Here is a 1,890-nt window from a genome sequence, read left to right on the forward strand (position 1 = left end):
CGCCGGCCGCGCCCAGCCCAGCACGCTGGACCTGCCCACCTACCCCTTCCAGCGCCAGCGCTACTGGCTCGACGCCGAGACCGGCACCAACCGCTACCGGATCGACTGGAGCCGGCTCGACCCCGCGCCGGCCGCCCGCCTGGACGGCACCTGGTTGCTCGTCACCGGCGCGCCCGATCCCGCACACGACCTCGTCGAGCGGGCGCTGGCCGAGCGCGGCGCCCAGGTGCGCCGGGTGACACCGGAGCAGCTGAGCGGCGAGCCCGCCGCGACCGGCGTCATGTCGTTGCTGTCGTGGGACGACGGGGGAGCGGAGCACACGCTGGAGCTCCTCCGGACCGGTGCGCCCGGCCCGCTCTGGTGCGTGACCCGGGGCGCCGTCGCGGTCCGCGGCGACGACCTGACCGCCCCGGATCAGGCGCAGGTCTGGGGCCTCGGTCAGGTGGCCGCGATCGAGGAGCCCGCCCGCTGGGGCGGGCTGGCCGACCTGCCGGCCGAGTGCGACGCCGCGCAGGCCGGCGCCCTCGCCGAAGCCGTGGCCGCCGGCGAGCGCCAGATCGCCGTCCGGCGGGGTCGGGCGTACGCGCGCCGCCTCGTGCCGGCACCGCTCGGTCGGCGCCGGCGCCCGTTCCGGCCGCGCGGCACCATCCTGATCACCGGCGGCACGGGCGCGCTCGGGGCGCACCTCGCCCACTGGGCCGCGGCGGAGGGCTTCGAGCATGTGGTCCTCGTGAGCCGCCGCGGGGCCGGGGCGCCCGGTGCAGCGGAGCTTCGCGACCGGTTGACCGCGAGCGGCACCCGGGTCACCCTCGAAGCCTGCGACGTCACCGACCGTGCACGGTTGGCCGAGGTGATCGGGCGGATCGGGGACCTCGCCGCCGTGGTCCACGCGGCCGGAGTCTTGGACGACGGGACGCTCGACGGTCTCACCGCCGAACGGTTCGCCGCCGTCGTCCGGGCCAAGGCTCTCGGCGCCCGGCACCTCGACGAGCTGACCGCCGGTCGCGACCTGGACGCGTTCGTCCTGTTCTCCTCGGCCGCCGCGACCATCGGCGCGGCCGGGCAGGCCGCCTACGCCGCCGCCAACGCGGTCCTCGACGCGCTCGCGCACCGCCGCCGGGCCGCGGGCCGGCCGGCCACCTCGATCGCCTGGGGGCCGTGGGCGGGTGCCGGCATGGCCGCGAGCGCGGCGGCCGAGCGCCACCACCGCCGCACCGGGATCACGCCGTTGACCCCGCGGGCGGCGCTCACCGCGCTGCGTCAGGCCTGGGAGCAGGACGACACCGCGGTGACCGTCCTCGACGCCGACTGGTCCCGGTTCGCCGCCGCGCCGGTCCTGCCGCTGCTGCGGGACCTGCCGGCCGTGCAGGGGATGCGCCGCGCCGCGCCGTCCGTCCCGGTGCCGCGCGACGCCCGCGCCCTGCTCGCCCTCGTGCGCGGCGAGTCGGCCGCGGTGCTCGGCCACGACAGCGCGGACGCGGTCCCGTCGTCCCGGGCCTTCCGGGATCTCGGCTTCGACTCGCTCACCGCTGTCGAGCTGCGCAACCGGCTCGCCGGTGCCACCGGGCTCGCGCTGCCGAGCTCGCTGGTGTTCGACCACCCCACGCCGGCCCGCCTCGCCCAGCACCTGGGCGCGGAACTCGGAGGCGGCCGGGACGCGGACCAGGTGCCGGGCGCGCTCCCCGCGCGCGCCGGCGAGCCGGGCGACCCGATCGTCATCGTCGGCATGGCCTGCCGCTTCCCCGGTGGCGTGCGCTCGCCGGAGGAGCTGTGGCGGCTGCTCGACGACGGGACCGACGCGCTGAGCGCCTTCCCCGAGGACCGCGGCTGGGACCTCGACACGCTCTACGACCCGCGGCGCAGCCGGCCCGGCACCTCGTACGTCCGGGT

The 1,890-nt window shown here is 78.3% G+C and carries 1 protein-coding gene; it reads left to right on the top strand.

What is annotated here, in order from left to right; translation table 11 throughout:
- Window positions 1-1,890: beta-ketoacyl reductase (locus tag Aco03nite_RS52340; RefSeq protein ID WP_203810756.1), on the top strand; the 1,890-nt coding region annotated here is incomplete at both ends.

The sequence above is a fragment of the Actinoplanes couchii genome (assembly GCF_016862075.1).
In the GTDB taxonomy this organism is placed as follows: Bacteria; Actinomycetota; Actinomycetes; order Mycobacteriales; family Micromonosporaceae; genus Actinoplanes; species Actinoplanes couchii.